We start from the raw sequence: 18959 nt of genomic DNA, 5'->3' as shown, positions 1-18959 counted from the left end.
GAGCGGCGGCACAGCAAGTCGGAGCATGTTGATGCCGCTCAGGCGGTGCACGAGGTGCGGGCGCTGTTGAACGGTGACGAAGCGGCGTTGCTTGTGGTCGGGGCTCCGGGAGCAGGCAAAACGCGATTCGCTTTGGACGCACTGCTGGCGGCATGGGATGTCAACGAGCCGGCAGAACGGTCTGGGGGAGCATTCGGCGATGCTGTGATGACGGTGTCGGACAGGAAAATCGCCGATGAGCTCTCCGACGAGGTCATCGTGCGGCGGGGTGCCGTATCTACCGCCAGGCCGGTAACCACACTGTCCGCGGTGGCGTTCCGTGTGCTCACTGGTGTGTGTGCACAAGATCAACGTCCGCTGCCAAAACTGCTCAACGGCGCCGAGCAGGACGCCATGCTCAAAACTGTGGTGGCAGTGCACGTGAGGCACGCGCAAGCGGGGGAGCTATGCAGCACCTGCATGCTGCTGCGCAGCTACTTCGCCACGTCTGACTGGGCCGGCATGGTAGTGGCCGATGCCGCCGAGCCGCCTGCACGGACCGTTTCCCAAGGGGTGGGTTCCAGCGATGCGTTGTTCGCACGCGGCATTGATGACGCGTTCGTCATGCAATTGCGCGATATGCTGGCTCGCGTGGATGAACTGGGAGTGGACCGTGATCGTGAAGCCTCGGTGATTGCCGCGCTCGGAGAGGCTGAGGAACACAGTGTGCGCACCGAACGGCTCGATGTGCAATGGCGTTTGGCATTCGCACTGCGCGAGGAATATGCGCAGATGGTGGTGCAAGAGTATGAGGGGGAGTTTCGTCTGGACGCCTCACGGCTGCTCGTGGAGGGTGCGCAGGCGGTACAACACGCTGACGCAGCGCTGCTGCCCGGTCTGCTGGTGGTCGATGACGCTCAAGATATGACCCTTGCAGGGTTCTCGTTTCTGGAGACCTTGGCTGCGAGCGGCGTGAAGCTGGTGTTGGTGGGCAATCCCGACGAGGCGGTGCAGACGTTCAGAGGCGCATACCCTGAATACTTGTTTGCACGGGCGCAGCAAGATCCAATTGGAGCGAAACCGCTGATATTGGACGGCCTGAACAGGGGAACGTCGTCCACCTATCGCGATGTGGTGGCCTCTCGCGTGTCATTGTCCATTTCCAGCAGCGAAGACGAATCCACACCATTGCCGCAACGTCCCGGTAAATTACCAAGGCTTGAGGGCAGTCTGCCCATTGCGCCGGTCGACGAGGAAGCGGCATCTGCCGGTGCGTCAAGCAGCGTAGGCTCGGCTCTCTACCGTTCCGCCAGAGAAGAGATGGATGATGTGGTGTGGCGCATCAAGCGGCGGCATATGGATGGCGGTGCCGATTCATCATGGAACAGTATGGTGGTCATCGCCCATGACAATGCCACGGTTCGTGCGTTCGGGGAACGGCTGCGACAAGACGGTGTGCCGGTTCGCTATTCTGCGGTCACCAAGCCGTTGAAGGACGAAGCGGTGGTGCAGGGGCTGTTCGCGCTGCTGGAACTTGCCGACATGCGTCGCGCAGGTACCATGCGTGACTTGCGGCGCGGTGCGCGCTCGGTGCGTGCTCGAGTGGAGACGCTGTTGGAAAGCCCGCTTATGGAAGGAGCCGGAACGCAACACGCAGACTCGACTCCCTCCCTTCCCGCACGGCTGGCACCGGTGGAATCGGCGATGCGCGCCCTGGAATCGTTGGCGCAGGTCTTGCGCTCCGGCGACACCAAGGCGCGGGACGTTGATGAAACCGGTCAGGAGGCAAATGCGGAACATGGGGAGGATATCAACGCTTCGTTGCCGCGTTTGATAACGGATTGGGAACGAATACGCGAGAGTGTGACGGAGCATGATGAGGCGACCTCCATACACGTAGACGACAGTGTGGTGAATGGCACTGTGGTGGACGGCACCGGTGTAAACGAGACGGACGAAGGAATGGCGTTCTGTACGGATGCCATGTATGTCATGCTTGCCTTGGGGCAGCATGAGGACGAGGTGCTGGAAGCTGTTCATGCAGTGGGAGCGGGAAACACGCATGTCGGCGCGTTCGAACACATGTGGCGTGTGGTGGGCACGGTGGCGCACAAGCTCGCCGCCCTGCCGGAAAACACTCCTGAGTACGCCTTGGGTGTGGCCTGGGATGCGTGCGGTGTGGCCGGCAGGTGGCAGCGCATCGCACTGGGGCGCCGTGCCGCGGGGCGCGTGGCCAACGATCGCCTTGACACTGTGATGAGGCTGTTCGACTATGCTTCGGGCAGCGGTGCGAATCAAAGCGTGCCTGACTTCATTGCTGCGGTGCGTGCCATGCGCATCGAGGCCGATTCGCTTGCCAAAGTGGCTCCTGTAGATCAAGCGGTGACACTTGCCACGCCGGCCGGTGTGGCGGGCCGCCATTGGCCGCATGTGTGGATGGTGCAGATGCAACAAGGCGTATGGCCGAATCTGGCTCCACGAAACACGTTGTTTGGCGGCGAGGAACTGGCCAACATGGTACTGCATGGCAGTCTGAGCAGTGCATGGCAGCAGCAGGTGACCGGTCGAGACCCTGAGCTGCTGCGTGTGCTCGCTTCGGAACAGAAAAGCCTGCTGGTGTCGCTGAGCAGAGCCAGCTCGGATGTGAGCCTCAGCGCCGTGCTCAACGATGAGATGGTTCCCTCGGATTTTCTCTACGATTATCTGCCGGAACGGTTTGACCGCAATCGTGACGCCGACGCCAAGACCAGAGCGTATACCACGGCAGCGAGTGCCGGCAGGTTCGCTGGCCTCGATGCCGATCCGAGAGGGTTGGTGGCCGCCGGTCGTGTGGAGTTGGCTCGTAACCATACCAACCTGTCCGCATTGCTTACCGCTTCGGCACCGGCACCGGCAGCGGACTGTGCATCGGTGCCTGTGGTTCCGGTCGCCACGCCGGTGGATGCTGCTGCCACCGGCACGATTGCGCAGCAGGAGCCTGTCGGGCGTGCCGCTGCTGGCACCGACGCGGCATACGCGTTGGCGTTGCTTTCCAGCCGAGGCGTGACCGCAGCTGATCCGCAGTCATGGGCATATCTGAATCGCCATGCCGGCAGTGCCGCAGCAGGCAGCAAGTCTGCCGAGAGACAAGAGTCATCCAAGACGCCGGTACAGTTGTCGCCTTCTCAAGTGGACAGTATCTGGGGGTGTCCGGTGTGCTGGTTGCTTGAAAACCAGTTCGCCGGCCCCCGGTCGTCCAATCCTGCCACCAGCTTCGGCTCGATTATCCACGCGGTGGCCGAGCAGGCCAGCAATGAAGGGCTGGATGCCGCCGATTTTATGGAGGGAAGTGCTTGCGAACTGCGTGTGGAGACAGTGCATGAGCGCATGATGAGCATGTACCTCGCGCTGCGGTCCGACCCCTCGCTCATCGCCGATCCCGCAAGCCGATATCAGGCCATGGTCAAGGATGATGCAGCCGAACAAACCCTGCGCAACATCGCCACCTATTTCGTCATGTCGAACGAACCGGAATATTTGGGAGCCAACGGTGCACGCTTCGAGGCGGGCAAGCTGAACCGTGCGCGTTGCGAGATGCCGTTCGCCGCCACGCTATCGCTTGACGACATCCTGCCGTTATACAACAGCGTTCCCAATGTGGAAACGCTGAACCGCACCGAACTTGCCGCCATCATGGGAGCACTGGTGGGAGGCTGGCCTGAAGGCATGCATGAAGAACTGAGCGTGCGCTTGGCCGGATCGATAGACCGAGTGGAATGGAGGTCAAGGCCAAACGGTGAACAGACGGTGCGCGTCATCGACTATAAAACCGGGCACAAGCACAGCGTGAGGCAGATGGGCAACGACTTGCAGCTGGTCTGCTACCAGCTGGGTTTGGCATTCCAGGATCCACAGCATGGGGTGCAGGCTGACCAGGGTGACGGTTCTGCGACACGCGTGGTTCTGCAGGCTGCTGATTCCGGCAATGGGGAAACTCCTCACTTGGCGCCGGGTGCGGAAAGTGCGACGATACGAGTGGCGCAGTCCATGCTGTTCGACGTGCAGGAAAGCTGGGCTCCGGCACACAGCTATTCGCCGGAAGGCGCTTTCCAACCCTCGCTGTTGCGTGACGGACACTTGAACGACAGCCCGTTCACGCCGCGTGACCATTACCCCAAGTCCAGCAAACTGCTGGATGAACCCATGCTGGAAGACGAGCCGCCGCAAGGGGTGTCGGTTCAGGCTTGGCGAGGCTTCCTCAATCTGCGTGGCACCCAGGCGCCGTGGGCGCTCACCATGATCGCGCGCGTGTTCTACGCGGCTGCAGCGGTGCGTTCCAGCACCATCGAAGCCCGTCCGCAAGCCGACCATGTGCAATTCTGCCGTATGCTGACGGTATGTCCGGCCTGCGCCGGCGAAGTGGACACCGTATTCGAGACAAGGAGGGCATCGTGAGCGACGCACAGCCAACGTTCACCGACAGTCCCGAGCAGGCTGCCGTCATCAACGCCCCCTGCGAGCAGGATATGCTCGTGGTCGCCGGAGCGGGATCGGGCAAGACCTACACCATGACACGGCGCATCATCAATCTCATCTCCCGGGGAGTGCCGCAGGAGAAGATACTGGGCCTGACTTTCACCAAAAAGGCGGCATCGGAACTGCTCGGCCGAGTTTCGGCTGCCGTGTCCAGCAGCGGCGCCGGGAGTAACCATGATGCTGGAGCGAACCGATTCCTCAAACCTGAGGTGCTCACCTACGACGCGTTCTTCCAATCCATCGTACGCCGTTGGGGTCTGCTTGTCGGCTTTGACCAGAACACCCAGCCGTTGAGCGAGGCCGGAGCCTGGCAGATGGCGGTGCAGGTCGTGGATGAGCACATGAGCGAGATCAACCCGCAAGACTTCGGTAGTTTCAGCGCGTTGGTGGGGCAAGTGCTCGAACTATCCCGGGCCATCAGCGGATCCATGATCGGCGGCGACTGCACGAGCGTCGCCGACGCCATCGGGCGCATTCGCGACTGGGACCGCGGGTTCATGCATGTCATCGACCGATTCCTGGGTGATGAACCCGTTCCCGACCAGGAGCCCAAACCGGGCAAGCTGCGTAAACGTACCAAAAAGGAGAGCGACGAAGCCTACGAGTCCCGCCGCAAGGATTGGGAACGACTTTGCCACGAGCGCACCCGGTACCGCGTGGCACAAGGCAAAAACGTGGCATCCAAACGAGAGACGCTGCTCAACCTCGTACAGGCGTATCAGAATCGAAAAACGCAACTCAACATGGCTGAATTTGGCGATTTCACTGTCGCAGCCTACGCCCTCGTCTCCAGGTTCCCCTCCATCGGGGAGCGATTGCGCCGCCAGCACACCCACGTGTTGCTCGACGAATACCAAGACACCTCCACCACTCAAGCTCAACTCATCGCCGCCATCTTCCATCCCCAAAGTGCCGAGCGCAACTATGCCGCAGGCAAGTCAGCGGTCAATGCCGTAGGCGATCCGTTCCAATCCATCTACGCATGGCGCGGTGCCAGCCCCGGAGCCTTTCGGCTGTTCATACACGATTTTGACATGGGGGAGACCTACCAGCCCTACCCGCTCAGCGTAACCAGGCGTAATGCGCACGTCGTGCTCGATGCCGCCAACAACCTGACCAAACCCTTGCGGTTGCGGCCTTCCAAACCCGGCAGTGCTGCCATGAACGAGGTTCAGGTGGCACCGTTGTCCACGCTGGAGACCGCTCCTGAAGGCACTCTTGGTGTGCTGGGTTTTGAAACGTTGGGGCAGGAGATCGATGCCGTGGCAAGATTTGCCAAGGCCGCCATCGCAAGACACACGCCAGACTCCGACGAAGCTGACGGCACAGAGTGTGACGAGCGACCGCATGTGGCTGTCCTGTTCCGATCCAAAACCACCATGCCGGCCTTTGCCGAAGGGCTCGAGCATGCCGGGCTGAGCGTATCGATGGTGGGATATTCCGCCATGCTGGAACGTCCTGATGTGCGTGACGTATTGTCATTGCTGCATGCCGCTGCCGACCATACCGACTCCGCAGCGCTCATGAGACTGCTCGCCACCCCGCGCTTCGGGGTGCGTGCACAAGACTTGAAGGCGCTCGCCGCTCTGACTTCCAAACGCAACGACGAGCGGCGTTTCCGCGCGCTGGTGGAGGCGGGGCTCGCCTCGAGCAGTATGGATGCCGGCGCGCGCAGAGAGGCATTGAAACAGCACAGGGATCATGTGCCCAACATGGTGTTCCTTGCTGACGTGCTGGCCGAGGAGCGTTTGGATGACATACTCGCTCAAGCCTCAGGGTTCACGCAATCCGGAATTGCGTCCATCTCGGCTGCCGGCCGAGTGTTGAGAGCGGTGCAGAACGTGGTCAACTATCCGCTGCCGCACATCGTGCGCACGGCCATCGAATCCCTGCAGCTTGACATCGATACCGTGGTGGCGCAGACGGTACGAGAGCCCCAAGGTCCGGTCGATCCGGCTCAAGCGCATGTGGCTTTCGATGCGCTGTCATCGCTGGTGGATACCTATACCAGCGAGATTGCCGAAGGGCAGTCACCGTCCCTGCACGGTTTTGTGGGGTGGGTGGATTCGCTCAGCGCCATTCCCGATGCATCAACCGCTTCAGCCTGCGGACCTGCGGATGTGGTGCTGATGACCATCCACCAGTCCAAAGGATTGGAATGGGATGCGGTGGCTGTGGTCGGCCTTAAACGCAACGGGTTTCCCAGCAACCAAGGGGATTCCTTGTCCATTGCGGTGGATGAAGAACATATGGGCGGTATGCGCGAGGGGGAGTGGGAACCGCCGCAGTACGTCGAACAATCCAAGACGTGGTTGGACAATCCTGCCGCCGTGCCGGTACCGGTGCGCGTCGATGCTGATATTCTCCCGGTTTTTTGGCCGCATATCCCGGATATGGCTGTGGATGAGCTGAGCGAAGTGCAACGGCGTGATGTGGTGCACGACGTGGCAGGCGAGGCCGAAGAAGGGGAAGGGCTCACTCCCGCTGAGGAATTCGGTCGACGGTTGCATAACGACGAGCGGCGTCTCGCCTATGTGGCACTTACTCGGGCACGTCACGACGTGTTGCTGACCTACAGCCGTCGTTCCTCGCCAGAACGCTACCTTGAGGAGGGTGCAAGCGGCCGTGGTGCGGCAGCGGCGTCGAACTTCTGGGACGAGATGCTTGACTCGCTGGTGGGACGTGACGACGCATGCGTCGCCGCAGACATGGTGGAACAGGCTGGGCCGTCTGCCTCCAGTGATGCTTCCAACGCCAGCGTCATTCCTGCCGAGGGTCGTACGTTGCTCGAGTTGGGGGCCGTTCCTCCCGATGGGCTTTTCGTCGGCGAGCACGCCGAGCAATACTGCCAGGCGGTGGTGGTGCAAGCCTGGACCAGTGTGATCGAGGATCATCGGCAGCAAGCGTCGTTACCGTGGCCGGCTGCCATGAGCGAACCGGTGGCGCGCATGCTTCAGGACGCTTCGGACGAAGTGCGTGAAGCGGCCGGCATCGGGGTTCCAGCGTCTCAGTCCGCCGATTCGTTGCTGGAACGGGCGCGCATGCTGCTGGATGATCCCGACCTCATGCCTGAAAACGAAGTGGAGGATTTCGATGCTGGTGTTCGGGCGCGCGGCGAGCGGCTGCTTGCAGGACGGCGTCAGAATGTCACGTCGCTGCAGGCACGTACCGGTCATATGAGCGAGCATGAATCGCGGGAGTACTGGCGCGCCCTGGTGCGTCCCATTCCGCGGGTTTCCTCTCCGGCGGCCGAGGCGGGCACCTTGTTCCACGCTTGGGCTGAAGCGTTTATCAATGCGTACGATGCCGATGTCTCAGGTGGTGCCGACGCTCTTGCATCAGTTGACGGCACCGGTTTGGCCGGAGGGGCAGCAGCACAAAGCCGTGCCTCATTGCTGGCTGAGTTGGCATTGCGTGAGGCTGACGGCGAGCGGCTCACCCATGGGAAGGAACAGCATCTGGCTGTGTGGGAGCGCCGTCTGGCACAGTCACGCTGGGCGCATCGTCGTCCTTTCGCTGCCGAGCAGCAGATTGTAGTGGCGTTGCCTGGGGATCAAGGGCATGAAACCGAGCCCATCATCGTCAACGGCAAGCTCGATGCCGTGTTCTACGGTGGACTCGACGAACATGACCCGTCCAAGCGTTTCACAGTAGTGGATTGGAAAACCGGACGTAAACCCGTAGACCCTGATGACACGGCGCGCAAGCTTGCCCAGCTCGACATGTATCGTCTTCTGCTGAGCGCGATGGAAGGTGTGTCTCTCGACTCCATAGACGCTACGCTGTATTACGTAAGTGAAGCTGACGAGACGGTGCGCGAGATACATGCCCGGCCCAAGGGCATCCAAGAGATTATGGACGAGCTGGATCCAGACACCGTGCATGGTTCAGACAACGACTGAAGACCGGTGGCGGTAATGACTGGTTTGGCTGTAGCGCAGTCAGACAGGGGTTAAGAGAAGGTAGCGATGAGCACGAACATACTGTACGAACCCATGGTGTGGAGCGACGTGGAAGCGGTGATCGACGAGTTCGACGCCATGTGGGGCGAGTGCAGCGCGGCTGGCGACGATCCGGAGGTCTCGCGTCTGTTGTCGGCTCACTTCGTCCTGCACTATCTGGAACATGCGTCCCAGGCCGAAGTGGCCTATCAGCATGGTGAATTCATGGGTGTGCTGATGACTGCGATGCGCGGCCGACGAGCGTGGTTCCCTCAGGTGGGCGAAGCCATGAAACAGATCGACAGCCAGCTCAACGCCACCAAGCTGGGCGCGGCCTCGCTCGCTGAGGCGGAACGGGAATTTCAGATTGAGCGAGACATGGAGCGTCAAGCGGACACGGAACACACCACCGGCGCCGAGATCACGCTGTTCCTGGTGGCAGAAGCCGCGCGCGGCAAGGGTGTGGGCGGCACCTTGTGGAGACGCGCCATGTCTGGCATGGACAGCGCGAACGTGCAACGATTCTATCTGCACACCGATTCCAGCTGCGACGTGGACTTCTACCGGGTTCATGGCATGCAGTGCCTGTCCAAGCGGGATCTGGGAGATCCGGCAGCCCAGAAGGTGTCCAAACCGGTCGAAAGCAGGTTCCTGTACGCAGGCACGCCGCAACGGGCCGCACAACCTTCTCAACCCTCGTCCAAAGCCACACAGCAGTAACTGTTTGGCAACGCTTTCGGTACCATAATGACCATCACATTGACGATGACAATACGTCAACATAGCGGGTGAAAGGCAACCCACAACCAGGCAGCACATGAGCAAGCATTATCCATCACACTCATCAACCAAACAACCGTCATCCTTACAGACCGGCGCATCCGCGCAACCCGGCAGCGGCGCGCGGCAGGGCGGGGACCTCTCTGCGCAGCCTAAAACGCAGTCCCCATACGCCCGGCTGTTCGCCATTCCCGGAGTCAAGGCATTCAGCCTTTCCGGAGCCTTGGCACGCCTGCCCATGTCCATGATGAGCCTGGGCATTGTACTGGCGCTCAACCACATGTACAACAACTGGACCATCGCAGGGACCATGAGCGCCGTCTACATTCTTGCCGTAGCCGCGGTCACACCCTTCTACGCACGCCTGTTTGACCGGTTTGGACAGCGCAAGGTCGGCGGTCCGGCATTGGCGGGTTCGGTGATCATGATGCTGGTCTTCTCGTTCGCCGCGCTCGCCAAAGTGCCGATCGCAGTGCTGTTCGTGCTGGCTATACTCATGGGATTCACCCAGTTCTCATTTGGCGCTCTGGTGCGCACCCGTTGGGCTTACGCGTTACGCGGGCAGAAGGACGGAACGCTGTTGAACGCGGCATACGCGTTGGAATCGGGCATCGACGAGATGGTGTTCATTCTCGGCCCCATCCTCGCCGCATTCCTGGCCACTTCGGTGCACCCGGTGTCTCAGCTGTTCGTCCCGGCAGTGGCTTGCGCCATCGGGGGAACGGTGTTCTTCTCACTCAAAAACACCCAGCCGCCGGTGTTGGAATCGGTATCGGTGCAAGCTCGCACAGCCGGGGGAGCTGCGGAGTTCAGCAACCAGAAGGGGTGCAGCGACACTTCGGACGCGCCGAGCCTCGAGCAGCTTCACGGCACCGCCAAACCCAAGAGCGTGCTGCGCTATGCCGGCGTCATCCCGCTGCTTGCCGTGTTCGTGATTTTCAACATGAGTTTCAACGAATTCGACGTTTCCGTCACTGCCATGATGAAGGCCATGGGGCGCGAGCAACTGCTCGGCCTGCAGCTGGCCATGTTTGCGCTCGGCTCGTGCATCGGCGCGTTCGCGTTCGGTTCCGCCAAGCTCAAAGGCTCCAACTGGAAACGCATGGTGGTGTTCACCGCCCTGCTTTCGCTCGGGTATGTGCTGTGCCGGTTGTCGATGGACAACCTGCTGTTGCTCGGCTTGTGCTCGGTGCTTTCCGGTCTGTGCGTCTCGCCCATATTCGCTACCGGAAATCTCATCATCAAAGATATCGTTCCTTCTTCTTCGCTTACCGAAGGGCTCTCATGGGTCAGTACCGCCGGCTCGGTGGGAGGCTCGTTCGGATCGACCCTGGCCGGTATGGTGCTCGACGCATACAGCCCGCACGTCGGTCTGCTGATGCCCATCGTCACCACGCTGGGAGCTATGCTGCTCGCCATACTCGGCTTGTTGCTGGCACGGCGCCGCACGCGCTAGGGGAGTCCAAGCGGCGCTTGTGCAGTCGGTGTGGCGGGCTGTGGCGCGTGGCAGCCGTATGACCGTCACGCGGTTCGTTCCTTCAACTATGCTTGGGGTAGCCAAGTCACACAGCATTTCCAAGGAGGGCATATGAGCAATATTCGAGTTTCCGTGGTGGGAGCCGGCGGGCGTATGGGTTCCAGTGTGGTGCAGGCCGTGCAGGCGGCGCCGGACATGGACTTGAGTCTAGAGCTGGGGGAGGGGGATGTGATGAGCGCCATCACCCCCGACAACACCGACGTGACCGTTGAGTTCAGCGTGCCGAGTGCCACGATGGACAACGTGCTGGCTTTGGTGGCGCAGGGTGTGAATGTGGTGGTGGGCACCACCGGCTGGGATGACGGCAAGCTGGCACAGGTGCGTCAGGCGTTGCAATCTTCCGGTACACCCGGCCAGTCTGTGTTTATTGCCCCGAACTTCGCTATTTCCGCGGTGCTGGCGGATCTGTTCGCAGCCAAGGCAGCCCCGTACTTCACCTCGGCCGAGGTGATTGAGCTGCATCATCCCGACAAAGTGGACGCTCCCTCCGGCACTGCGTTGCATACGGCTCGTGCCATTGCTCAAGCCAGGCGTGATGCAGGCAGCGAACCTATGCCCGACGGCACACAGGGGGAGTGCGCTTCACGAGGCCAGGTGGTGGACGACGTGCATGTGCACGCTGTTCGTCTTCAGGGGCTCAACGCTCACGAAGAGGTGCTGCTGGGCAACACCGGCGAGCAGCTCACCATACGCGCCGACAGTTTCGACCGCGCCTCCTTCATGCCCGGTGTCCTGCTCGCCGTGCGCAAGGTGCACGCCGGCGCAGCCCCGGGACTGAATGTCGGTCTCGATGTGTTCCTGGATCTATGACGGCCATACTTTACGTTGCGTCCCACCTGCGAAGTACCTTTGAACCATGAGTGAATCGTCTGTACACCGTCTCGATCCCGCTCCGTTCGGAAGGGTCATTCCCGCCATGGTCACCCCCATGAAGAGTGACAGCTCGGTTGACTTTGACGAACTGCAGGCTTTGGCGCAACATCTGGTATCCAGCGGAGCCGACGGTCTATTGGTCAACGGCACCACCGGGGAATCGCCGGTCACGCACATGGATGAGAAGGTCGACATCGTTCGCGCGGTCAAAGACGTGGTCGATGTGCCCGTCATCTCCGGTGCCGGTTCCAACGACACGGCTCACACGGTTCGCATGGTCGAGCAGACCCAGGATGCCGGAGCCGATGCCCTGCTGGTCGTGGCGCCGTATTATTCGCGGCCCTGCCAGGAGGGACTGTTCCGTCACTATGAGGCGGTCAACGCTTCTGCCGGCAAACCTGTTATCGTCTACGATGTTCCCAGCCGCACAGGAGTGCACATCGAACTCGATACGTACCGTCGTCTGGCCGGTCTGGACCATGTCGAAGCGGTCAAGGATGCCACCGGAGATGTGGCAGGGGCGTTGCGCAAGCGGGCAGAAACCGGTTTGACCTGGTATTCGGGAGATGACGGCCTTTACCTACCGTTCCTGTCCATCGGCGCCGTCGGTGTCATTTCGGTCACCGCTCACGTGGCGGCAGGCCCCATGGCTCAACTTGCCCAAGCGTTCGACGCTGGAGATATACGTCAAGCCCAGGAATTGGCGCAGCGGTTGGCGCCGTTGGTGGAAGCGGTCAACGGGACCGGATTCCAAGGCGTCATGGCCAAAGCCGCTCTGCATGAGCGTGGCTGGCTTGATGAGCCCATGATGCGCCTGCCCAACGTGGCTCCCGGGGATTCTGAATTCGCCCGTGCCCGTGCCGGTATGGAACGCTCCGCGACACTCACAGACTGTTAACCTGCGCAACACAAGCTGCACAACCCGTCGTCTGCCCGAGGGGCGGACATTAACCAGAAGAAAAATTAACCAACTATGACAACAACACAAGATCAATCCGCATCAACCGTGTCTCGCCGTCGCGGCAGCCGGTCAGCAAAGGCTCGCGTTGAAAGCGATGCAGTAGAGCAGTCCCAGGGTGCCGAACGCACCGAGGGTGGCAAGGCAGAGACCTCTTCTCGCTCTCGCCGTTCAGATTCCGGGCGTTCCAACGCACGTCGCTCCGACTCGCGTGGCAACTCCCGCAATGCCGGCCGCGGTGGCAATCGTGGTGGGCGTGGCGGTAACCGCAATACCTCCACCCGTCGCGATCCGCGTAGCACCACCCCTCAGGGTGAGCGTCTTATCGCCCCGCCGAAGTACCGCAAGGGCTCCATGCGCATCGTGCCGTTGGGCGGACTGGGTGAGATCGGCCGCAACATGAATGTGATCGAATACAACGGTCACCTGCTGCTCATCGACTGCGGTGTTCTCTTCCCCGAGGAGGAGCAGCCCGGCGTCGACCTCATTCTGCCTGATTTCAGCTATATCAAGGATCGTCTTGACGATGTGGAAGCGCTCATCCTCACCCACGGTCATGAGGACCACATCGGAGGCGTGCCCTACCTGCTCAAGATGCGTCCGGATATCCCGCTCATCGGTTCGAAGCTGACGTTGGGCTTCGTCAAAGCCAAGTGCGAAGAGCACCACCTCAACCCGCGCACCGTCGAGGTTGCCGGGCGCGACAAGCTTAAGGTCGGCCCGTTCAACCTTGAGTTCGTCACTGTGACGCACTCCATCCCGGATGCTCTGGCCGTGTGCATCAAGACTCCGGCTGGCACCATCATCGACACCGGTGATTTCAAGCTTGACCAGCTGCCCATCGATCACCGCATCACCGATCTGGTGGAGTTCGGCCGCCTGGGCGAGCAGGGCGTCGATCTGCTCATGGCAGACTCCACCAACGCCGAGGTTCCCGGATTCGTGCGTCCTGAGACCACTATCGGCCCCGAGCTGGAGCGTGCGTTCGGCGAGGCCAAGCGCAAGATTATCGTCGCCAGCTTCTCCAGCCATGTGCACCGCGTGCAGCAGGTGGTCGACGCCGCGCACAAGGTCGGCCGTAAGGTCGTCTTTGTCGGCCGTTCCATGGTGCGCAATATGGCCATTGCAGCGGACTTGGGCTATTTGCACCTGCCTGAGGGTACGGTGGTGGACCTGAAGAAAGCCAAAGACATTCAGGACGACAAGATCGTCTACATGTGCACCGGTTCCCAAGGCGAGCCCATGGCCGCGCTCGGCCGCATCGCCGACGGCAGCCACCGCGACATCACCATCAACGAGTTTGATACGGTGGTGTTGGCCAGCTCCCTCATCCCGGGCAACGAGCATGGCGTGTACAAGGTCATCAACAAGCTGGTGCAGAAGGGTGCGCGCGTCATCAACCGCGACAACGCCAAGATTCACGTCTCCGGTCACTGTGACGAGGGCGAGCTGCTCTACTTCTACAACATCGTCAAGCCGCGCTGCGCCATGCCGATTCACGGCGAGAACCGCCACTTGGTGGCCAACGGCCTGATTGCCGTAAAGACCGGTGTGGATCCGAACAACGTGGTGCTGGCAGAGGACGGCGACGTGGTCGATCTCTATCACGGTCAGGCGGCCGTGGTCGGTTCCGTGCCGTGCGGCTATGTGTATGTAGACGGTGATTCAGTCGGTGAGATTACCGATGATGAGCTTGAGAAACGCCGCATCCTGGGCACTGAGGGCTTTGTCTCCTGCTTCGCCGTGGTCGACACCGAATCCGCGAACGTGGTCTCGGGCCCGAAGGTGTACTTGAACGCCATGGCAGAGGATGAGCGCGACTTCGACAAGGTGCGCAGTCAGATCACCCAAGATCTGGAAGATGCGATGCTTTCCGGCACTCACGATGTCAAGACGCTCCAGCAGGTGATGCGCAAGACGGTCACCAGCTGGGTCACCCGTCAGCTGCACCGCAAGCCCATGGTGGTGCCGGTGGTCGCCGACATCGCTCACGATGTGGTCGACCCCACTCCGGTGAGCCGCTAAGCTTCACCGCGTAGCACGATAAGAGCAAACAGGGTGTACAGGCAAACCGCTTGTACACCCTGTTGTTTTGCGCGTGCCATGAACCGGATATGTTACGCTCAGCCAGACGCCTCATTGCTCAGCGTGTAAAAAGTTGCAATCCCTGCTCGCTGAGCTCATAGCTGATGGGCCTTAGTCCCTGTTGCTGTACTAATGCCTTGCTCATCAAATGCTGCATGGCTTGCGCAATCTTGTGGCGACCTTTTGCAAGGTGTGTTTGGATCTCAGCCCTGGTCACCCGATTCGTACGAGTGTCAAACAGTGCGGTTTGCAGCAGCATATAGAGAATATCGAGTTCCAGTTGGTCAAGTTCGAGCTGGGAGCGTTGAGTTTCCAGCGCCCATTGCGCATAGTCCAAAGCGTGTTTGCGCTCGTCAAGGTCTTGTTTCAACGTGTCTTGAGCGTTGAGCATGAAGCCGAACATCTGGTTGACGAACACTGTAGCGTCGAAGCAATTCAACGGGTCTTCCGTGCGTTCGAAAGCAGCATAGTAGCTGCTCTTTTCCGCGTTGATGATAGGGCTGAGCGACAGCGAGGTAAGGGGAGAGAGCTCCTGACTGAGTTGCAAAGCCAAGAGGAAACGTCCTGTTCTGCCGTTGCCGTCATAGAACGGGTGGATGTATTCGAAGATGAAGTGGCTCATCGCGGCTTTGATGAGCGGTGGTACATCGCTATGATGCATGAAACCCAGCAGTGCGGTCAGGCGTGCTGATATTGGTGCTTCTCCTGACATGCCGCGGTGTATGGTCTTGCCTGACGCCTCATTGGCGATATACACCGGTCCTTGGCGAAACAGCAGTCCGTCTGGTTGGTCGCCTTCGCTCAGCTCTCCTGCGGTGACGCGATCATATATATCGCGAATGTCGTGTAGGTTTTCGGGAAGCGTCACGTTTGCTTTGGTGAGGTTGATGTAGAGACTGGCGAGCTCGGAGAAGCGTTTGTTGCTGTGCGGCGTGCCATGATCCGAGACTGATTGCATGGCATCTCTAATCTCTTTGCGTGTGGAACGCACGCTTTCAATCTCGTTGGTATTCTGCATTTCATCGACTAGCAGCTGTACCAGATAAGCACGTTGCGCGATGCCGGGGAGGTGGTTCCACAGCTCATTGATGGCGGAATCGTTGGAACGGATGCGATCCATGCGTTGCACGAGCTGAGCGGGAAGCATGGTGAACACTTCGTAATTGCCGAGCTGGACTCCGGAACGTATGGCGCCCCAACTGTTGATGCGCTGTTCGTATTCCTGTTGTGCAATGTCTGCCGGTTTAGCGTGACTTTGTGACGCATAGAGTGTTGTACGTATCGTTTTGTAACCGTTCATCCCACCTGCCTTGCGTCTCTAAGTGTCAATATCGTCAATATTAGCAGTTAAACACCATTTGTACCAAGTGTAAACGTCAAAAATAGCAAAAATAGTATTTAGATTTCTATTTCAGTGACGATATCGTTCATTAAAGGCAGTTTTGGCATTATTATGATGTCATGTTGGTCAAGATGGTGCATCGCTGCAGGCATAACGTTGTGGCAGCGATGCAATGCAAGCCGTGAGGAGCCGCCGCAGCCTGAGTCTGCGCCGGATCCTGCCGTGGCGTGCGCTGCCAGTGATACGATGTTGCACGTCAGGCTGCCTTGCAGATTGGTAAGTAAGGTCATGAAGCGAAGCGCCGTAGTTATGGATCGATACTGTTCAAGGAGAATGCATGCCAGGTTCGAATCTCACCCGCACAGAAGCACAGGAGCGCAAAGCCGTCGTTACCGGTCAGGTCAAGTACCGGGTCAGTCTTGATTTGACGCAAGGACCTAAGAATTTCGCTTCCACCTCGACCATCGAGTTCGACGCTCAGGCCGGTAAGCCGACGTTTGTGGATCTTATCGCCGACGAAGTGAGCAGCATCGAGTTCAATGGTGAGAGCCTGGACCCGGCCGCCTGCTTCCGTGACCGTCGCATCGAGCTGCCGGCTTTGCTGGAACACAACACACTCACCGTAGTCTCCTCATGCCAGTATTCCACTACCGGCGAGGGCCTGCACCGTTCCGTGGATCCCACCGACGGCAACATCTACCTTTATTCCCAGTTCGAAGTGCCGGATGCGCGCCGCGTCTACGCCGTGTTCGACCAGCCGGATATCAAGGCTACGTTCGACTTCGACGTCAAGGCACCGGCCTCGTGGATCGTCACTTCCAACATGCCGGTCAAGGCCTGTGAAGACCTTGATGACATGACCGCAGAAGGCACGATGGGCAGCCATCCCGCCGAATCCACCAAGCACTGGGTTTTCGAAACCACGCCCACCATGAGCTCCTACCTCACGGCCATTTGCGCCGGTCCGTACGCGGAGTGGCACACCGAATACGCCAATGAAGACGGCCGCACGGTCACCATGGCCCAGTATTGCCGCCAGTCCTTGGCAGATGACTTTGCCAAAGACGTGGACTACCTCTTCGACATCACCAAGAAGGGCTTCGCCTTCTACGCCAAGACCTGGGGCGTGCCCTACCCGTACGCCAAGTACGACCAGATCTACGTTCCCGAGTACAACGCCGGCGCCATGGAGAACATCGGCATGGTCACCATCCGCGACTCATACGTCTTCGGCTCCAAGGTCACCGACGCGCTCGCCGAGCGCCGCGTGGTGACCGTGCTGCACGAGCTGGCCCACATGTGGTTCGGCGACCTCGTCACCATGAAGTGGTGGAACGACCTGTGGCTCAACGAGTCCTTCGCCGAATTCATGTCGTCGTTGAGTACTGCGGAAGCCACTGAATGGAAAGATTCGTGGGCCACGTTCACCTCCGGCGAGAAGAGCTGGGCGCTCGACCAAGACCAGCTGCCCACCACACATCCCATCACCGCGCCGATCAACGATCTGCACGACACCGAAGTGAACTTCGACGGCATCACCTACGCCAAGGGCGGTTCTGTCCTCAAGCAGCTCGTAGCCTACGTGGGCCGAGACAAATTCTTCAAGGGCATCAACAGCTACCTGAACAAGTACCAGTATTCCAATGCCACTCTGGCGGACCTGCTCGCAGAACTCGAAGCGGCTTCCGGCCGCGATTTGAAGGCATGGAGCAAGCAGTGGCTTGAAGAGGCGGGCATCAACACCATTGAAGCCAAGGTGAATTGCGCTGACGACGGTACCATCGAGGCCTTCACCCTCGTGCAAAGCGCTCCGTCCGACCATCCCGTCCTGCGCAGCCAGCGTATGGGCATCGGCTTCTACAACCTCGACAGCGCCACCGGTCAGGTGGTGCGCACCGAAAACTTCGAGCTCGACGTTGACGGCGAGACCACCGAAGTGAGCGAGGCCATCGGCAAAACACGCCCCGACTTCATCCTGCTCAACGATGAAGACCTGACCTACGCCAAGCTGCGCTTCGACGACGCCTCGCGCGAGTTCGCCGCAGAGAACCTCTACAAGTTCAGCGATGCGCTGGCCCGCGCCGTCATCTGGCTGGCGTTCTGGGACATGACTCGCGACGGCGAATTCAACGCCGAGCGTTTTGTGGACATGAGCTTGAAGATGCTCTCCACCGAGCATGAGTCCACCACCTTCCGCTACGCACTGCGCTCGCTGAAGACCACCGTCAAACGGTATGTGCCTGCGGCGCGTCGTGATGCGGTGAGAGAGCATGTGGCTCAAGGGTTGTGGGATTTGGCGAATGCTGCCGAGCCGGGCAGTGATGAGCAGTTCCAGCTTGTGGGTGCTTATCTCGAGTATGGCGAAGAGGGCGATGCCCCGTTCATCTCCAACGTTAAGGGTCTGCTGGGCGGCTCACTCAAGCTCAAGGGTCTGGAGGTCGACAATGATCTGCGCTGGCTGCTCATCCAGGCATTGGCTGGTGTCGGTGCCATAGATGAGGGCAGCATTGAAGCCGAGCTGAAGGATCGGGACACCACTGCGAACCGCGAGTTTGCGTATGGCGCCAAGGCCATGCAGCCTTCTGTCGAGGCTAAGGATTGGGCGTGGCAAGAGTCTATCTACAACACCGATCTGACCAATGCCCAGTTGAAGTCTGCGGTGCTTGGCTTTAGCGCCACGGCCACCGGCAAGCTGGCGGAACCTTATATCGCCAAGTACTTCGAGACTGCCGACTGGATTTGGGAGCATCGTACCTTCCATATGGCTGAGACGCTGCTCGAAAGTCTTTATCCTGTCTACGCAGATGCCGAGGAGCTGGTGCGTGCAGGCGAGGAGTGGCTGGAATCCCATGGTGATGCCGACCGTGCTCTGCGTGGCATCATCATCGAGAATCTTGAGGGGTCGCGTCGCGCGCTCAAGGTGAACAAGGCCAACGCCTAGTGTTCTGT

At 60.0% G+C, this 18959-nt stretch carries 9 protein-coding genes; 8 read left to right on the top strand and 1 reads right to left on the bottom strand.

Going from position 1 to position 18959, the window contains the following annotated elements:
• The first annotated feature begins 45 nt into the window (after window positions 1-45).
• The 7 genes from AC3B5A_RS02770 to AC3B5A_RS02740 all read left to right on the top strand — a co-directional run bounded on the left by AC3B5A_RS02770 (window position 46) and on the right by AC3B5A_RS02740 (window position 14608).
• Window positions 46-4413, top strand: coding sequence for a PD-(D/E)XK nuclease family protein (locus AC3B5A_RS02770; protein ID WP_489798944.1), 4368 nt, complete (start codon window positions 46-48; stop codon window positions 4411-4413).
• Complete coding sequence (locus tag AC3B5A_RS02765) at window positions 4356-8396, top strand: ATP-dependent DNA helicase (RefSeq protein ID WP_489798674.1); 4041 nt, start codon at window positions 4356-4358, stop codon at window positions 8394-8396. The genes AC3B5A_RS02770 and AC3B5A_RS02765 overlap by 58 nt, the downstream gene beginning before the upstream one ends.
• 66 nt (window positions 8397-8462) lie before the next feature.
• Window positions 8463-9155, top strand: coding sequence for a GNAT family N-acetyltransferase (locus AC3B5A_RS02760; RefSeq protein WP_489798672.1), 693 nt, complete (start codon window positions 8463-8465; stop codon window positions 9153-9155).
• A gap of 304 nt (window positions 9156-9459) precedes the next feature.
• The gene (locus AC3B5A_RS02755; RefSeq protein ID WP_489798942.1) at window positions 9460-10671 is read left to right on the top strand and encodes an MFS transporter; all 1212 of its coding nucleotides are present in this window, start codon (window positions 9460-9462) and stop codon (window positions 10669-10671) included.
• Window positions 10672-10803: 132 nt separating this feature from the next.
• On the top strand, window positions 10804-11562 hold the full coding sequence (gene dapB / locus AC3B5A_RS02750) for a 4-hydroxy-tetrahydrodipicolinate reductase (protein WP_489798670.1): 759 nt from the start codon (window positions 10804-10806) through the stop codon (window positions 11560-11562).
• A gap of 46 nt (window positions 11563-11608) precedes the next feature.
• Window positions 11609-12523 carry a 4-hydroxy-tetrahydrodipicolinate synthase gene (dapA, locus tag AC3B5A_RS02745; protein WP_489798668.1) on the top strand — a complete coding sequence of 305 codons (915 nt, stop codon included), beginning with the start codon at window positions 11609-11611 and terminating at the stop codon, window positions 12521-12523.
• 75 nt (window positions 12524-12598) lie between these two features.
• A complete protein-coding gene (locus AC3B5A_RS02740) occupies window positions 12599-14608 on the top strand; it encodes a ribonuclease J (RefSeq protein ID WP_489798667.1) in 2010 nt (669 codons plus the stop codon).
• A 118-nt stretch (window positions 14609-14726) separates the two neighbouring features.
• On the opposite strand, the gene AC3B5A_RS02735 is transcribed toward AC3B5A_RS02740, so the two are convergent.
• The gene (locus tag AC3B5A_RS02735) at window positions 14727-15968 is read right to left on the bottom strand and encodes a Fic family protein (protein ID WP_489798665.1); all 1242 of its coding nucleotides are present in this window, start codon (window positions 15966-15968) and stop codon (window positions 14727-14729) included.
• Between the two features lie 379 nt (window positions 15969-16347).
• Between AC3B5A_RS02735 and pepN the strand changes: the two genes are divergently transcribed.
• Window positions 16348-18951: an aminopeptidase N gene (gene pepN / locus AC3B5A_RS02730; RefSeq protein WP_489798663.1), complete on the top strand. Its 2604-nt coding sequence runs from the start codon at window positions 16348-16350 to the stop codon at window positions 18949-18951.
• The last annotated feature ends 8 nt before the right edge of the window (window positions 18952-18959 follow it).

The sequence above is a fragment of the Bifidobacterium sp. ESL1133 genome, from assembly GCF_058107325.1.
The sequence above is the reverse complement of the archived record's forward strand: the minus strand, read 5'-3'. Positions and strand labels throughout refer to the sequence as shown.

Excerpts from the sequence above, each read along its gene's own strand:
- AC3B5A_RS02765 (WP_489798674.1), top strand. The coding sequence starts at position 4,356 with ATGTCCGGCCTGCGCCGGCGAAGTGGACACCGTATTCGAGACAAGGAG.
- AC3B5A_RS02760 (WP_489798672.1), top strand. The coding sequence starts at position 8,463 with ATGAGCACGAACATACTGTACGAACCCATGGTGTGGAGCGACGTGGAA.
- AC3B5A_RS02755 (WP_489798942.1), top strand. The coding sequence starts at position 9,460 with ATGATGAGCCTGGGCATTGTACTGGCGCTCAACCACATGTACAACAAC.
- dapB (WP_489798670.1), top strand. The coding sequence starts at position 10,804 with ATGAGCAATATTCGAGTTTCCGTGGTGGGAGCCGGCGGGCGTATGGGT.
- dapA (WP_489798668.1), top strand. The coding sequence starts at position 11,609 with ATGAGTGAATCGTCTGTACACCGTCTCGATCCCGCTCCGTTCGGAAGG.
- AC3B5A_RS02740 (WP_489798667.1), top strand. The coding sequence starts at position 12,599 with ATGACAACAACACAAGATCAATCCGCATCAACCGTGTCTCGCCGTCGC.
- AC3B5A_RS02735 (WP_489798665.1), bottom strand. The coding sequence starts at position 15,968 with ATGAACGGTTACAAAACGATACGTACAACACTCTATGCGTCACAAAGT.
- pepN (WP_489798663.1), top strand. The coding sequence starts at position 16,348 with ATGCCAGGTTCGAATCTCACCCGCACAGAAGCACAGGAGCGCAAAGCC.